General features: G+C 61.4%; 11 protein-coding genes and 1 tRNA gene. 5 read left to right on the top strand and 7 right to left on the bottom strand.

The window, feature by feature from the left end:
• Positions 1-19 precede the first annotated feature (19 nt).
• Positions 20-1,441, top strand: a complete 1,422-nt coding sequence (locus tag ACOOHD_RS09995; RefSeq protein WP_420457733.1) for a dihydrolipoamide acetyltransferase family protein — start codon at positions 20-22, stop codon at positions 1,439-1,441.
• Positions 1,442-1,521: 80 nt separating this feature from the next.
• On the opposite strand, the gene ACOOHD_RS09990 is transcribed toward ACOOHD_RS09995, so the two are convergent.
• A complete protein-coding gene (locus tag ACOOHD_RS09990) occupies positions 1,522-2,250 on the bottom strand; it encodes a T9SS type A sorting domain-containing protein (protein WP_420457732.1) in 729 nt (242 codons plus the stop codon).
• A gap of 286 nt (positions 2,251-2,536) precedes the next feature.
• Positions 2,537-4,714 carry a DUF6851 domain-containing protein gene (locus ACOOHD_RS09985; protein ID WP_420457731.1) on the bottom strand — a complete coding sequence of 726 codons (2,178 nt, stop codon included), beginning with the start codon at positions 4,712-4,714 and terminating at the stop codon, positions 2,537-2,539.
• Between the two features lie 121 nt (positions 4,715-4,835).
• Between ACOOHD_RS09985 and ACOOHD_RS09980 the strand changes: the two genes are divergently transcribed.
• Positions 4,836-5,831, top strand: coding sequence for a TerC family protein (locus ACOOHD_RS09980; RefSeq protein WP_420457730.1), 996 nt, complete (start codon positions 4,836-4,838; stop codon positions 5,829-5,831).
• 19 nt (positions 5,832-5,850) lie between these two features.
• On the opposite strand, the gene ACOOHD_RS09975 is transcribed toward ACOOHD_RS09980, so the two are convergent.
• From ACOOHD_RS09975 to ACOOHD_RS09965, 3 genes are all read right to left on the bottom strand, one after another.
• The gene (locus ACOOHD_RS09975; protein WP_420457729.1) at positions 5,851-6,981 is read right to left on the bottom strand and encodes a TRAP transporter substrate-binding protein; all 1,131 of its coding nucleotides are present in this window, start codon (positions 6,979-6,981) and stop codon (positions 5,851-5,853) included.
• Positions 6,982-8,070, bottom strand: coding sequence for a WD40 repeat domain-containing protein (locus ACOOHD_RS09970; protein ID WP_420457728.1), 1,089 nt, complete (start codon positions 8,068-8,070; stop codon positions 6,982-6,984).
• Positions 8,071-8,262: 192 nt separating this feature from the next.
• Positions 8,263-9,585, bottom strand: coding sequence for a sugar porter family MFS transporter (locus ACOOHD_RS09965; RefSeq protein WP_420457727.1), 1,323 nt, complete (start codon positions 9,583-9,585; stop codon positions 8,263-8,265).
• A 153-nt stretch (positions 9,586-9,738) separates the two neighbouring features.
• Between ACOOHD_RS09965 and queE the strand changes: the two genes are divergently transcribed.
• Both queE and ACOOHD_RS09955 read left to right on the top strand, forming a co-directional pair.
• Complete coding sequence (gene queE / locus ACOOHD_RS09960; protein WP_420457726.1) at positions 9,739-10,374, top strand: 7-carboxy-7-deazaguanine synthase; 636 nt, start codon at positions 9,739-9,741, stop codon at positions 10,372-10,374.
• Between the two features lie 117 nt (positions 10,375-10,491).
• Positions 10,492-10,704 (top strand): hypothetical protein, encoded by a 213-nt coding sequence (locus tag ACOOHD_RS09955; protein WP_420457725.1) that lies wholly within the window; start codon positions 10,492-10,494, stop codon positions 10,702-10,704.
• Between the two features lie 53 nt (positions 10,705-10,757).
• Here the strand turns inward: ACOOHD_RS09955 and ACOOHD_RS09950 are convergent, their stop codons facing one another.
• Positions 10,758-12,218: an NAD-dependent succinate-semialdehyde dehydrogenase gene (locus ACOOHD_RS09950; RefSeq protein ID WP_420461422.1), complete on the bottom strand. Its 1,461-nt coding sequence runs from the start codon at positions 12,216-12,218 to the stop codon at positions 10,758-10,760.
• A gap of 154 nt (positions 12,219-12,372) precedes the next feature.
• Here ACOOHD_RS09950 and ACOOHD_RS09945 point away from each other — a divergent pair, with 154 nt between their 5' ends.
• On the top strand, positions 12,373-13,260 hold the full coding sequence (locus ACOOHD_RS09945) for an energy transducer TonB (protein WP_420457724.1): 888 nt from the start codon (positions 12,373-12,375) through the stop codon (positions 13,258-13,260).
• A 185-nt stretch (positions 13,261-13,445) separates the two neighbouring features.
• On the opposite strand, the gene ACOOHD_RS09940 is transcribed toward ACOOHD_RS09945, so the two are convergent.
• Positions 13,446-13,519 (bottom strand) — tRNA-Asp (locus ACOOHD_RS09940).
• Positions 13,520-13,602 lie beyond the last annotated feature (83 nt).

Raw genomic sequence — 13,602 nt, 5'->3', positions numbered from 1 at the left:
CCCAAAACACGCAAAGATTATGGCCGAGGTAATACGTATGCCGCGCATGAGCGACACCATGGAAGAAGGCAACATCGTCGCCTGGCTCGTCGAGGAGGGCGAGTCTGTAGAACCCGGTCAGACGCTGGCCGAGGTCGAGACCGACAAGGCTACCATGGAGCTCGACTCCTTCTTCGAAGGCACACTGTTACACATCGCCGTGAAGGAGGGAGCCGTACCCATCGACGGGGTCATCGCAGTGATCGGTGAGGAGGGCGAGGACTGGCAGTCGGCCATCGATGGGGCCGGAAACGGTAGCGGTAACAGTAGCGACTCCGCCAGAGAGCCCGCCGCCGCCGACGAGCAGGATGAGGTAGAGGTCACCGATACCGTAGACCAGGCCGAAAGCGCTGCCGATAATACCGCTCCGGCTAACGCCGCACCCGCCACCCCCGGCCGTACTACCACCGACGAGGCTGCACCCACCACGACCTCGGGTGGTGACGACGATCGTCTGAAGGCCAGCCCGCTAGCCCGCGCCATGGCCAAATCGGCCGGTATCGATCTCAAGAACGTGAGTGGCAGCGGCGAGGGCGGTCGCATCGTAAAGCGCGACGTGGAGGAAGCGCAGAGCAAGGGTACCGGCAGCCAGCCGCAGAGTGGTCAGGCCGTCGCCCACCCCCCCCAACCCAAGCCGCAGGCCGAGCCCAGCCCCGGCGTGACCGTAGACCCCGAGGACAACAAGCCCAAGGTGGCCCCCTTCTCCCTCGGCACCGGTCAGGAAAACTTCACTACCTCCAGCGTCAGCCAGATGCGCAAGGTGATCGCCCGGCGACTAGCGGAGAGCAAATTCACCGCCCCCCACTTCTACGTCACCGTAGAGATCGACATGGGCAAGGTTTGGGAGATGCGTAAGCGTATCAACGAGGTAGCCCCCGTCAAAATCAGCTTCAACGACCTGGTACTGAAGGCCTGCGCTACCAACCTGCCCAATCATCCGGCCATCAACTCGAGCTGGGAGGGCGATAAGATCCGCGTCAACCAAGATGTAAACATCGGAGTAGCCGTCGCCATCGCCGATGGACTGCTGGTCCCCGTGATCCGCCACGCCAACATGAAGTCGCTTAGCCAGATCAACGTCGAGGTCAAGGAGCTCGCCGGCCGGGCCAAGATCAAGCGCCTCACCCCCGAGGAGATGAGCGGTAACACCTTCACGATCTCCAACCTAGGCATGTTTGGGGTAGAGGAGTTCACCGCCATCATCAACCCGCCCGACGCCTGTATCTTGGCCGTAGGTGGCATCATCGATAAGCCCGTCGTGCGCGGCGGTCAGGTGGTAGCCGGCAAGATCATGAAGGTCACTTTGAGTAGCGACCACCGGGTAGTCGACGGGGCCTCCGCCGCTCAGTTCCTCAATGATGTGAAGGCCACGCTGGAGGAGCCCATCCGACTGATGGTATAAACTCAGGAAAAGGGAATAACAGAAAAGCCCCACGCTAGTCACTAGCGTGGGGCTTCTTCGTGTCATCTGTCGTTGCCGACCTACTGTTTGACGAAGCGGCGCGTCAGTGCCCTGCCGTCGTTGCGTACCCGCAGGAGGTAGGTGCCCGCCGGCGCGGCGGTCAGATCGAAGGCGTGCCGACCGTTGGCGGATTCCAGTACCCGGCGCTCGACGAGTCGGCCGTTGAGGTCCAGGATGTCGATGGCCGTGGTACCGCTGGTGAGCTCGGCCAGATCGAGCGTAAGTAGCTCTCCTACGGGGTTAGGAAACAGGGTGACGGCTCCCGGAGCCAGTGGAGCTTCCACCGCCGTCGTAGCACAGTTTGCTCCCGTGTCCCGGGTGACGGTGATTGGATTCGATAGCTCAAAGCAACCCGTCAGGTTCGCGGCGCTGGAGTCCACGATAGCCCCACCGAGGCTGTCACCGTAGGCGAGGTGCCAAACGTAGCAAACACCGGGACCGGCGTCTTCCAGATCGAAGGGCGGACCGTCGGGCAGACCGAGAATGTTCAGGCTCGTATCGGTGATCACCCAGGCGCTGTTGGCCGTACCCACCGTGTCGGTCAGCACGACCTCGAAGGCATCGGAGATGGAGTCGCCGGCGCAGATGGTGGTCGAGTCACCTCCATCAGCTAGTGCGAGCGTGCCGCCCACTACGGAGGTACTGTCCGTGCAGGTAGACTGCGCAAAGGTAGTCTGTGCGGAAAAGCACAGCAGCAACGTCGCCACTAGGGTGAGTCCTTGCTGTAAATAGGTAGTAGAATGAAGCATGTGTCTGTTGGTTTAAAATGGATTAATGGGGCGTAGCTTAGGCCCAAGATCGTAGTAAAAGTTGACCTATCAACCAGTTAGTCCCCTAAAATGTGCATCGTACAATACGAATCCCCATTCCAGAAGACCTGGAACGGGGATTTAGCTAAATGGAAAAACCAGTCGGTACACGCACTTGCACCGAGCGACACCGACTTACGGAACTCAAAGCAAGGTGTAATTTACGTCCCCCTCTTTCTACATCTTGTCTACCGTAAATACCTTTTCAGTCGGCCAGCTTGCCAAGCTATCGCAGTAGCAGTTTGCCCACTACGCGCCGCGCTGGGTCAGTCAGGAGGTATAGCCCCGGAGCGAGGCCTGCCGTACTCACCTCCGCTACCCCCTGGCGTACGCTCACCTCGTGCAGGCGCTGACCCACCCCGCTGTACACGATCAGTCGCTCCACGTCGGTAAGTTGTACCGGCAATTTCACCCGCACCTGCGTCCCCGCCCCGACCGGATTGGGATAGATGGCGGCCGCTACCGGTCGCGGGTCGGTCAGACTTAGCACCAGGGCTTCCTCGGCGAATATCTTGCGGGCTAGGTTGGTGGCATCCTGGGCTACGAGCGGACCGATCCTGCGGCCCGGGATGTCGTCAATCGGTGGATGAATGCCACCCCAGATGCGGCTGAGGCTTGTCTCGGAGGCGGCATCCAGGTAGGTGGCCCACTGGAGCACCACGTCTACGCTCGGCCCCCTTTCGAAGACTAAAAACTCGTTTTTCTTTGCCACGAATTCACCCACTCCCCCCGGGAAGTAGGGTGAGCCGGTGAGCTGCTCAAGTATCGTAGCCGCCGCGCTGGAGAAGGTAGAGTGCCCCGAGATGTAGCCGGCAAAATTGGGCGTGACGAAGTTCGGCCGCTGGTAGGGTTCCCACACGGAGGGATTGATCCAGTCCACGCCGGCATAGCCGCCGGGGCTGTCGGCTACAAAGAGGTTGCCGGTCCAGGCTCGCGCCTTTACCTTGAACAGGGCAGGGCTGTTGACAAACTCGGCGGCACTGTCGACCAGCTCGATGAAGCCCGGATCGAGCCGGATACCGTTAGCATTGTAATTACGGTGACCCGGTACCGAGGCCTGCCCCAGCGCGCTCAGGTAGCGGATAGCCGAGATGGGCCGTACGTAATCGTACTTTCCCTTGATGCTCCAGGCCGTGATGGCCGCGTCGTGCAGCGCCCCACCCAGCGTGAGGTAGGCCTTTACGTCATACTCTAATGGGGCGAGTTCCTCTCCCTCACCCCAGAGCCGGCGCTCGAAGAGGGGGTGATCCATCACGGTATTAAGGATGGTGAACCAGTGGCCCGGCGGGGTTTCTGAGGCCGGTCCGTCGGCCCAAAACTCGGCCAGCACGCGGGTGTAGTCGCCGCGGGGCACTACGTTGGGGGGGTAGGGCTGACCGGTCACGGGGTTGAGGGGGTGACCATCGCCGGCCTGCCCCCCCTCGTGCTCGTCGTAAAAGGCGCGGTACTCGGCCGGGGTGGTAGGCAGTGGCGTAGCGCGGTTGCCCCGGGCACCGGGGGAGATATCCCACATGATGCCGTCGTCAGGGTCCAGGTGGCTTGACCACTTCAGCACCGTCTCGAAGTTCCAGCGGTAAAAGTTGAATTCGGCGGTATCGGCGGGTACGAAGCCGGGCGGCGGTCCGGGATCGTGGTACACCGGGCTGTTGCCGTAGATGCTATCGGTGGCGGTCGGTATGCGGCGGACGCTATTGGGCAGGGCGAAGGGGGTGACCCGGCCCCAGCTTGCACCTAAAAAACCGGGTACGTTGCCGTCCAGTACCTGTCCCGACTGATCGACCACCGCACCGGGAAAGGCTAACGGCTGCCAGCGGTCCGGTTTGCGCAGTCCGAATATACTGAATGGACTGTTTAGCTCTAGGGGAAGGTTGACTGCATCGGGGTATTCCTGGTTGGCGTAGTTAAGCGCCTCGTTGGCCCCATCGGTACGGCCGTAGGCGATGATCTGCTCGGCGATGAAATTGCCCACCGCGGCGGGGTCTCCCTGCCGGTAATCCGTCGCTACGTAGGTGGTATCGTAGCCAAGGTCCTGCATCAGCGTGCGGGCCTGTAGTAGGGTCCGGGCGGCACCGGGCGAGCTGCGGTAGCGGTGCACGAGCAGGCGGTAGGCGGCGTAGCTCACGGCCTCGTCGGCGGCGGCGGCGGTGCGGGGTAGATCGGCCGAGCCGGGGTAGGTGTCCAGTAGCGGCAGGGCCCGTTTCCCCTGTACCGTGGCCCAGGCATCGTACATCGCCGCCGCGCTGTGGTAGAGGTTACGGGCGTGTACGACCGGGCGGGCGAAATCCTGCCGGATGGCCTGTAGGTACACCTCGTTCCACCGGCGGGCTACGCTTTGTTCGACGGGCTGTGCACCTGCGGCCGCGCAAAACAGGAGAGCAAGAAGGAGCGGGACAAGTCGGTACACGGCACAAATCAGTTAGGTAAGTAAAGGTAAAACGTGAGGCGCTGGGGCGGGGACGCCGGTGCGACGTTTGTGGAACATCCCCCGGCTACGGCTCGTTATACCCACCTTAATTGCCCCCTTTATGCCCTACGTCTGGATCGGCTTCGCTGTGTTTGTTGCCCTGCTGCTGTTTCTGGACCTGTTCGTACTCAATAAACACGACCACGTGCCCCGTACGCGGGAGGCCCTGGGGCAGACGGCGCTGTGGATGGCGATCGGACTTGGTTTTAGCGGCTTCATCTACCTGGCCTATACCAAGGGCTGGGTAAATTCCACCCTTCCGCCGCACACGGCTATGATCAACTACCTGACGGGCTACCTGGTGGAGCTGTCGCTGAGCATGGACAATGTGTTCGTGATCGCGGTGATTTTTGCCTACTTTCAGGTGCCGGCGAAGTACCAGCACCGGGTGCTGTTCTGGGGTATCCTGGGGGCGGTGGTGTTCCGCCTAGCGATGATCCTGGCCGGGGTGTACCTGCTGGAGCAGTTCGACTGGATGTTCTATGTCTTCGGGGTGCTGCTGCTGTACTCGGCCTATAAGATGGTGGGCAAGGGGGAGGAGGTGCACCCTTCGGAGAATCCCATCATTAAGTTCGTGAAGAAGCTCGTGCCGGTGACCAACGACTACCACGGCCACGATTTCTGGGTGCGGGAGAACGGGGTACGGGCCGCCACGCCGCTTTTTGTGGCCCTGATCATGGTAGAAACCACGGATATCATTTTTGCGGTAGACTCTATTCCCGCCATCCTGGGTATTACTACGGATTCTTTCCTGGTGTTTTCCTCCAACATCCTGGCGGTACTGGGATTGCGGGCGCTCTACTTCGTGCTAAGCTCGATGATCGATAAGTTCGGCTACCTGAAGTACAGTCTGGGGCTGATTCTGACTTTTGTGGGTGTAAAGCTCATGCTGCACGAGGTATGGCACCCGGAAGAGTGGGTGAGTCTGGCGGTGATCTTTACCGTCCTAGCCGCCGGTATTGTCGTATCACTGATGCGTAAGGTGCCGGCCGAGCACGTGGAGGACCCGACGGAGATTACGGCGCCTAGTCGGGTGCCGGAGGATCATCAGTTATAGTGGCACTTCGACCGGACGCTCAAAGGTCCGCTGGGGCGGACCCTTCGAGGTCCTCGTAGAAACGGCGCTCAGTCAGCTCGCTCCAGGGCTTGGCTAGTGCGCGGAACTGCTGGATGGAGGCGTAGACCCGTTGAGTGGTGGCGTCCGAGGCGGCGTATTCCTCCATGACTTCCGCGGCGGCCTGCCGGGCCTGTGTGATGAGCGGCTCCGGAAAGGGGAGGATAAAGAGCCCCGCTACCTGTTTGAGCTTTGCGAGGTAATCGGCGTTCTTAGCCTCGAAGGCCGAGAGGGTGTACATATTGATGTAGTGGGTGGCCGTGGCGAAGATTTGCTGGAGATCGGGAGGAAGGGCGTCGTACTTTTCCCGATTGACGAAGAATTCGAAATTGGTGCCGGGTTCGTGCCAGCCGGGGTAGTAGTAGTATTTGGCGATCTCGTGGAAGCCCATGATGTAGTCGTGGTAGGGCCCCACCCACTCGGTGGCGTCGAGAATGCCGCGCTCCAGACCGGTGTAGATTTCGCCGCCGGGCAGCAGGACGGGGGTGCCGCCGAGGCGTTCGAGTACGCGTCCGCCGAGGCCGGGCATGCGCATTTTGAGGCCGCGGAAGTCGGCTACGCTATCGATGCGGCGGTTGAACCAGCCGCCCATCTGTACGCCGGTGTTGCCGCCGGCAAAGGGGAGGAGTCCGACCGTGGCGTAGAGTTCGCGCCAGAGCTCCATGCCGCCGCCGCTCAGGAGCCAGGCGTTCATCTGTTGGGCGTTGAGGCCGAAGGGGAAGCCGGCAAAGAACTGGGCGGCGGGGAGTTTGCCGGCCCAGTAGTAGGCCGCTCCACTACCTACCTCGGCGGCGCCCTGGCGTACGGCGTCAAAGGCTTCCAATGGGGGCACTAGTTCGCCGCCGCCGTAGACCGTAATGTGGAGCCGACCACCGGACATCGCGTGGCACAGGTCGGCCAGCTTCTGGCAGCCCTCCCCGAGAATGGGAAAGCCCGGAGGCCAGGTGGTGACCATCTTCCAGTCGAAGCGCTCGCCGCTCACGGTGGCCTCGCCGCGCGACTGGGCGTGCCCCTTTCCGGCCAGTAGGCGGAGGGCTAAGGGGAGGCCGATCGTGCCGGCGGCGATGCCCTTGAGTATATTGCGGCGGTTCATCTAGTGCCCGTCCTTGAGGTCGCGGTTATTGAGTTGCTTATCGGCGATCTGCTGGTAGTTGCCGCGCGACTGGGTGTTGCTCTGTAGCAGGTAGCAACTCAGCAGGCCGGAGTCTTCGTGGCTGGTGAGCATCATGCGGCCGTTGTCGGTGAAGTCGATGTATTCCACGCGGGCCATGGGTAGGCGCAGTGCCAGCTCCCCGTCAGCGAGGCGGTAGAAGTTGATGGCCTGGTCGTGGCCACCGGTAGCTAGGTAGTGTCCATCGGGGGTAAAGGCTACGGCCTCGATCTTGAGCGAGTCGGTGAACTCGCGCACCAGATCGCCCGTAGCTGCATCGAAGAGTCGGGCCTTATTATCGAAGCCGCCGGTAGCGAAGTATTTCTCGTCCGGGCTGTAGCGCACGCTCTTAATACTGCCGGGCTGCTCGCCGATGTCCTGCACGACCTCCATGCTAGCGACGTCGATCACCTTGGCAAAGCCGGTGTACTTGTTACCACCGGGCCCCTCAGGATCGGGGGTTTGGATGTTGCCGCCCACTACCATCCGGGTGCCGTCCTGGGTGAACTGCAGGGAGTTGATGGTGGAGCCGCAGTCGATGCGGGCCACCTCATCGTAGGTGGTGCCATCGAAAAACACCGCGTTACCGAGCTCGTCACCACCCACGATGTACTTCCCGTCAGGCGACCACGTAATACCGTCGAAGCCGGCCTCTTCCATCTCTACGCCGTGCAGCTGCTCACCGGTTTCGGTGTCCCATACGCGCAGGAAGTAGTCTTCGCCTCCGGTGGCGATCCGCCGGCCGTCGGGCGAAAAGGTGACGCACTCTACCTCGCTCTCGTGGGCGCTTTCCCAGAGTAAGGCACCGTCGGCCACCCGCCACAGCATCACCTTATAGCCAAATTTCCCCCCGCTCACCGCCAGGCTCCCGTCGGGGCTAAACTCGGCAGCCTCTACGGATTGCAGTCCGGCGGAGACATCGCCCACCCGGTTCCACACCAGGACGAGCTCGGGGGCCTCGGGGTTATAGATGTCGGTGTTGGTCTGGGCCAGTAGGGGGGCGGTCAGTAGCAGAAGTAGTAGGATACGCATACGGCTAAAGTACGGCCTACAGTACAATGCTGCCTCCGGCAGCGCCAGTACGATGCTGTCTCCGACAGCGCTGTGGCAAGCAGTCTACGACTGCGCTGCGGTGCCAGTACGATGCTGTCTCCGACAGCGCCAGCAAAATGCAGCCTCTGGCTGCGCTGGGACTGTGGAATCTAACAAACTCGTTCTGCCCCCTCACCCATTCAACCGCAAATCCAACTCCTCCAGACTCACCCCCTTCGTCTCCGGCATCATCCGCCACACCCACAGCAACTGCAGGCACATCATAAAGGCAAAGAAGGCAAACACGGGGGCCGGCCCAATAATCCCGAACAGCAGCGGCACCAGGCTAGGAATGGCCGCCGCCAGCACCCAGTGCACCGAGGTGCCGAAGGCCTGTCCGCTGCCCCGTAGGTGATTGGGGAAGATCTCCGAGATGAACACCCAGATTACCGCCCCCTGCCCAATAGCGTGACTGGCGATGAAGAGGAAAAGAAAGATCGGCACGGCCACCCCCTGCCAGCCAAACCAGAAGGCCATCGCCACCAAAGAAAGCGAGACGATGTAGCCCACCGAGCCGATGTAGAGCAGCTGCCGGCGGCCGAACTTATCGATCATCGACAGGCCCACGATGGTGAATACCAAGTTCACCACACCGACGCCGATACTGCTCAGGAGGGCCCCACTCTGCTCCAAACCCGCCAGCTCAAAGATACGGGGGGCGTAGTAGAGAAAGGCGTTGATGCCGGAAAACTGGTTGAAGAAAGCCACTAGAAAGGCGAGTGTGAGGGAGAATCGATATTTTTTGCTGAACACCGTTTCGCCGGGTACCGCGCGGGTACTGTCAGCCTGTATCTCCCGGATCGTTGCACCGGCGTCCCCGCCCGGATTGATGAGCTGGAGTACGCGGGTGGCCTCCTCTACGTCGTTGCGCTTGGTGAGCAGCCAGCGGGGGGAGCGCGGCACAGTGAAGACCATGATAGTATAGATCGCCGCCGGGATGGCCTCTACGCCGATCATATAGCGCCAGGCGTTTTTGCCCAGGTCACTGAGCAGGTAGTTGGATAAAAAGGCGATGAGGATGCCGAATACGATGTTGAACTGATAAAGCCCCACGAGCTTGCCGCGGTCCCCGGCCGGTGCGATCTCCGAGACGTAGGTGGGGGCCGCCACGGTGGATGCACCGACGCCGAGTCCGCCGATGAAGCGCAGGGCGGCAAAGACCCACGGATCATTAGCCAGGGCTGAGCCGGCCGCCGAAACGAAGTAGAGCACGCCGATCCAGATAAGGGTCTGCTTGCGCCCGAGCTTGTCCGTCGGAATACCGCCGAACATCGCCCCCAGCACCGTGCCCCAGAGCGCCGAGGAGATAATCACCACCCCGTGAAACAGCTCGCCACGGGGCCAGAGCTCCTGCAGCGCCTGGTCGGCCCCGGAGATGACCACGGTATCGAATCCGAAGAGGAAGCCGGCCAGGGCTACGGTGATGGACCAGAAGAGGATTTTATTCGTTTGCATGAGCGAGTGCTAGTGGGCTTGAATGTACGATGCTAAAGGCCTATGCCCGTCGGACGGCCTCCCCCCGTCGGACGGCCTCCCCCCGTCGGACGGCCCACCCCCGTCGGACGGCCCACCCAAACCAAGACACCCCCGAAGTTGTCTTTCCTTACTATGCCCCGCAGCTACAAGATCAAAGAATGCTTCTACACCCTCCAGGGCGAGGGCGCCCAGACCGGCCGGGCGGCCGTGTTCCTGCGCTTCACGGGCTGTAATTTGTGGAGTGGACGGGAGGAGGACCGCCATGCCGCCGTATGCAAGTTTTGCGATACCGACTTCATCGGCACCGACGGAACTAACGGCGGCCGGTATTCACTGCGCGAGTGTGTGGAGTTGGTGCAAAATCTCTGGCCCGGCGGCGGTCGGCCCTACGTCGTCTGCACCGGCGGCGAGCCGCTGCTGCAACTTGACGTACCCCTCATCACCGCCCTCCAGCAGGCGGGCTTCGAGGTAGCCGTGGAGACGAACGGTACCCTGCCCGTACCCCCCCAGATCGACTGGGTGTGTGTGAGTCCCAAGGGCACCGCCCCCCTAGCCGTCGCCGGTGGCGACGAGCTCAAACTCGTTTACCCCCAGCCGGAGGCCGCCGCCCAGCCCGCTGCTTTCGAGCACCTCGCCTTCGCCCACTTCTTCCTGCAACCTAAGGACGAGCCCAGTGCTAACCACACCGCCGCGACGGTAGCCTACTGCCTGCAGCACCCCCGGTGGCGGGTGAGTTTACAGACGCATAAGATCATGGGGATCGAATAGCCACTGCTTATTTAGTCCGTTTATAAACAACGGTAAATCGAGCGTTTACCCGAACAACCTTTGGCTTCCGATTCTTTTACCAGTGTATATCATTACACAACCAAAAATGTATCCGCCATGGAAGCCACCTGCAAGAATTGTAACCACTGGGAGCACGACGCCCCCGCCGTCCAGAACCGCGAGAACTTCGGAGAATGTGAAGTGCTCAGTGAAAGCGGCATGAAGTATGTGCTGCCCGTGCTCCAAAATCAGAGTGCCAGCGGTAAGGCCGAGATCCTTACCGAGGCCAGTTTCGGCTGCAACCATTTTGCCCCCGGACGGCGCAGCTAAGAGTCCCACCATTTATCGTTCGTGATGCCACGCTTTCCCCGAGAGGCGTGGCATTACGCGTTTATACCACCCCAGCAGAGGTACTTCAAGGTCAGGTAGTCCTCCAGTCCGTACTTCGAGCCCTCCCGCCCGAAGCCACTTTCCTTCACCCCACCAAAGGGTGCCACGGCCGTTGAGATCATGCCGGTATTGATACCGACCATGCCGTACTCCAGCGCCCCGGCGACCCGCCAGATGCGGGCGTGATCGCGGCCGTAGAAGTAGGCGGCCAGACCGTAGGGAGTATCATTAGCCAGCCGCACCACCTCCTCCTCGGTTTCGAAGCGGAATACCGGGGCCACCGGACCGAACACCTCCTCCCGGGCGATCTTCATCGAGCCATCCGCCCCGGTAAGTAGGGTAGGGGTGTAACAGCGGGGTCCGGCGGCATGGCGCTTCCCACCCACTAGCACCTCGGCGCCCTTCGCTACCGCGTCAGCTACCATCCACTCCACCTTCTGTACTGCCGCGTCGTTGATCAGCGGACCGATATCGGTACCCTCGGCCGTACCCACGCCCACCCGTAGCTTCGTCACCCCCTCCCTGAGGGCCGCTACGAATCGATCATATATCCCCGATTGCACATACACCCGGTTGATGCATACACACGTCTGCCCGCCGTTGCGGTACTTCGAGGCCATGGCACCGGCGACCGCGCCCGCTACGTCCGCGTCGTCGAAAACGATGAAGGGAGCATTGCCGCCGAGCTCCAGAGAAAGTTTCTTGAGGGTTCCCGTACTCTGCGCCATCAGTTTTTTGCCGGTGGCCGTGCTGCCCGTGAAGCTCAGCTTACGTACCCGTGCATCCGTAGTCAGCACTTCCCCCACCTCCGCCGGCCGGCTCGTCGGCACCACGTTGAAGACCCCCGCCGGAAAGCCCGCCTCCTCCGCCAGTTGGGCCAGGGCTAGGGCACAGAGCGGCGTATCCTCGGCCGGTTTGATGACCACCGTACAGCCCACCGCCAGGGCCGGGGCCACCTTGCGGGTGATCATCGCGATCGGGAAATTCCAGGGCGTAATGGCCGCTACCACCCCCACCGGCTGCTTCAGTACAACGATGCGCGTATCGCTCCGGTGACTCGGGATCACATCCCCGTACGCCCGCCTGCCCTCCTCGGCAAACCACTCGATGAAGGAGGCCCCGTACACCACCTCCCCACGCGACTCGGCCAGGGGCTTACCCTGCTCGCGGGTCATGAGTAGGGCTAGATCGTCCTGGTGTTGCACCAGTAGCTCGTACCAGCGGCGCAGGATCGAGGAGCGCTCCCCGGCGGTCAACCCACTCCAGCCGGGAAAGGCACGGTAGGCAGCGCTTACTGCCCGTTGGGTTTCGACCCTCCCCAGATCGGCCACCTCGGCCAGCAACTCGTCATCGAAGGGGTCGCGCACGGGGAAGGTAGTGCCGGTGTGGGCAGCAGTCCACTGGCCGTCGATGTAGGCCTGCCGGCGCAGCAGGGCGGGATACTGTAGGTGCAGCTCTGACATGGGGGCGGGGCCGCCGGTGCGGCGTTTATGGAGAAAAGCCCCGAGTCCGCCGGAAGTTGGCCCGATCCACCAAAGTCCCGATCCACGGCATCTACCGGGTATCCCAGCGTAGCCGGCACGCGCTTCACCCTTCAATGATTTTCCCATGACTGGTTTTACCTTTAGTGGCACCACGGTGCTGCTGGGCCTGGGTGGGCTGTGCCTACTGCTTGCCCTCGGAGTGCATGTACTGCGCCGCCGTCTGCACCACGCCCGTCCCTCCGCGTCCGATAGCCGCACTAAACTTGCCGCTGCCGATCTGTTCCGGTACACACCGGCTATCCACCGCGTATCGCTCTGTGCTGCGCTTTTCGCCTCCCTGCTCACCATCAACTGGACGCAGTGGCGGGCCGGCCCACCGACCTATACCGGTGTGATTGAGGCCGATGAGACGATTGAAATGTTGCCGCCGCGTACGTTTGATCCGCCACAGCCGCCACCCACTCCACCGCCACCCCCCGCCATCGTCGAGCCCGTGCCCGATGAGCAGGCCGAGACGGTGGAACTGATCGATCAGGGTATTTCAGCCGATGATGCGGTAGTGGTGGAGGTACCGCCGGTATTTGCTAAGCCTGCTGTTGTAGCGCCCCCTCTGTCCTCTCCAGCACCAAGAGAAGAAAACATACCTGACATTTTCGTGATTGTCGAGCACATGCCGGTCTTTGGGGAAGACTGTCTGGAGCTATCCGGTGATGAGCGTAAGAGCTGCTCCGATCGGGCACTGCTTGGTTTTCTCACGAAGCATCTGAAATATCCTCGATTAGCTGCAGAGAACGATATCGAAGGAACCGTTTGCCTCAAGTTTGTGGTCGAGACCGACGGGAGCGTTAGCAACATCGAGGTGATGCGGGGGGTAGCCGGCGGTCTCACCGAGGCGGCGCTGAAAGCCGTAGCGCAAATCAACGCAAGGGGGCAAAAGTTTTCTCCCGGCATTCAGGCGGGCCGGCCAGTGCGGGTGGCTTTTAACCTACCCATCCATTTCAAATTAAATTAGTCGGCAGGACCTCGAAGCGTTCCTTGGAGCGCAGCGACCTGAAACCTTCGAGCGTCCGGTCGGATTGCAACTCAACCGGACGCTCAAGGGTCCTAAGCGCTTGCGCGCAAAGGACGCTTCGAGGTCCTTGCTTTGGGGAGTACAAAAACGCAAAGGGGCCACTTCCAAAGAAATGGCCCCTTATGCGGTCTGGACGGGACTCGAACCCGCGACCTCCGCCGTGACAGGGCGGCATTCTAACCAACTGAACTACCAAACCAGATCGCAAACTAGCAGCGTACTACCCGTTTGCGAGTGCAAATATACTATCGCAAAAAGTTATGGTGCAAGTCAGAGGGTAGA

Origin of the sequence: Neolewinella sp. (assembly GCF_965214665.1) — a bacterium.
Taxonomy (GTDB): domain Bacteria; phylum Bacteroidota; class Bacteroidia; order Chitinophagales; family Saprospiraceae; genus Neolewinella.
Note: the sequence above shows the minus strand (reverse complement) of the source record. Positions and strands in the feature narration are given on the sequence as shown.

Bases quoted from the DNA above. Each gene is read 5' to 3' on its own strand.
- ACOOHD_RS09995 (WP_420457733.1), top strand. From the start codon at position 20: ATGGCCGAGGTAATACGTATGCCGCGCATGAGCGACACCATGGAAGAA.
- ACOOHD_RS09990 (WP_420457732.1), bottom strand. From the start codon at position 2,250: ATGCTTCATTCTACTACCTATTTACAGCAAGGACTCACCCTAGTGGCG.
- ACOOHD_RS09980 (WP_420457730.1), top strand. From the start codon at position 4,836: ATGCCCTACGTCTGGATCGGCTTCGCTGTGTTTGTTGCCCTGCTGCTG.
- ACOOHD_RS09975 (WP_420457729.1), bottom strand. From the start codon at position 6,981: ATGAACCGCCGCAATATACTCAAGGGCATCGCCGCCGGCACGATCGGC.
- ACOOHD_RS09970 (WP_420457728.1), bottom strand. From the start codon at position 8,070: ATGCGTATCCTACTACTTCTGCTACTGACCGCCCCCCTACTGGCCCAG.
- ACOOHD_RS09965 (WP_420457727.1), bottom strand. From the start codon at position 9,585: ATGCAAACGAATAAAATCCTCTTCTGGTCCATCACCGTAGCCCTGGCC.
- queE (WP_420457726.1), top strand. From the start codon at position 9,739: ATGCCCCGCAGCTACAAGATCAAAGAATGCTTCTACACCCTCCAGGGC.
- ACOOHD_RS09955 (WP_420457725.1), top strand. From the start codon at position 10,492: ATGGAAGCCACCTGCAAGAATTGTAACCACTGGGAGCACGACGCCCCC.
- ACOOHD_RS09945 (WP_420457724.1), top strand. From the start codon at position 12,373: ATGACTGGTTTTACCTTTAGTGGCACCACGGTGCTGCTGGGCCTGGGT.